The organism is Geodermatophilus sp. DF01-2, assembly GCF_004571065.1.
In the GTDB taxonomy this organism is placed as follows: Bacteria; Actinomycetota; Actinomycetes; order Mycobacteriales; family Geodermatophilaceae; genus Geodermatophilus.
Genome location: NZ_SPQN01000181.1, coordinates 1 through 1,414 on the forward strand (window position 1 = coordinate 1; position 1,414 = coordinate 1,414).

Sequence of the window (1,414 nt, forward strand, 5' to 3'; positions counted from 1 at the left end):
CGGCGAGTCCAGCCGCTTGGCGACCACGCCCTCGAGCCCGTTGTCCCGGCTGGCGGCCAGCACCGCGGCCAGGACGACGTCCGCGGCCACCGCCACCAGCCAGCCGCCGAGCACGCAGGCGGTCGGCGCCTTCCACAGCCCGCGGGCGTAGAGCGCGCGGGACAGCAGCGCCACCAACCCGTACCCGGGCAGCCCCGGCGCGAAGGCGACGATCGTGTCCCGCAGCGCGCCGACGACGGCCGCCGGCTCACCGGAGAGGAACACCCGCGCCATCGGCCCGGCGACCGCCACGAGGACGGCGGCGGCGACCGTCGAGGCGACCACGACGAGGACCGTGACCGGGGCCAGCGCCCGGCGGAAGCCCGGCTCGTCGCCGCCCTCGGCCCGCTCGGCCAGCCCCGGGTAGGCGGAGGTGGCCAGCGGCACCGCCAGGGCGGCCCAGGGCACGAGGAACACGGTCAGCCCGGCGACGTAGACGACCTGGGTGCCGTCGGGCGCGCCGGCGTTGGCCAGCCGGATCGCCACCGCGGCCAGCAGCTGCTGCCCGGCGAGGGTGAGCACGCCGGCGACGGCCAGCCGGCGCACCCGCGGCGCGACCCCCACGGGGAAGCGCAGCGACGGCCGCAGGCCCAGCCGCAACCGACGCACCGGGCCGAGCAGGCACAGCGACAGGGCGGCCACGCCGAGCGTCGTCCCGACCGAGAGGACCAGCTCGGCCGGGGTGGACAGCTCCTCCGCCCTCGGGCTGCCGCCGATCGCGGCGAAGGTCAGGTAGGCCGCGGCCACGACCACGCTGGACAGCAGCGGCGCCAGCGCCGGCGCGGCGAAGCGGCGGTGCGCCTGGAGCACGCCGGTGAGCACGATGCCGATGCCGTAGAGCACGACCTGCGGGGCGAAGACCACCAGGAAGCGGGCGGCGAGGTCGATCTCCGCCACCTCGCCGGAGCCGAGCAGCAACCGGGCGATCGGCTCGGCGAGCACCGCCACCAGCACGGCCAGCGGGGTGAGCACCAGCAGGCTCCAGCCGAGCAGTGCCGAGGCGGTGCGCCGCACCTGCTCCCGGTCCCCGGTGGCGATGCCCCCGGCGAGCATCGGCACGACCAGGCTGGCCAGCGCGCCACCGGCCACGACCTCGAAGACGATGTTCGGCACGGTGTTGGCCGCGACGTAGACGTCGCCGGTGCTGCCGGCCCCGACGGCGTTGGTGAACACCAGCGTGCGCCCGAAGCCGGCCAGCCGGGCCAGCACGGTCAGGACGGCGATCAGCGCGGCGGCTCCGGCGACCCCCCGGACGACCTGCCGGCGGGTCACCCGGCCCCTCCGTCGGCGCTGTCCCGACCCGTGCCGCGCGCCGCGCCGCCCCGTGCCCGGCTCACGCGTGCCGGCGGCCGAGCCGGTCCAGCTCCCGCAGCCC

At 77.9% G+C, this 1,414-nt stretch carries 1 protein-coding gene; it reads right to left on the reverse strand.

Annotated features, from left to right (window positions below):
- On the reverse strand, positions 1–1,311 hold a 1,311-nt coding region (locus E4P41_RS21710; protein ID WP_135143256.1), incomplete at its 3' end, for a lipid II flippase MurJ.
- Between the last annotated feature and the right edge of the window lie 103 nt (positions 1,312–1,414).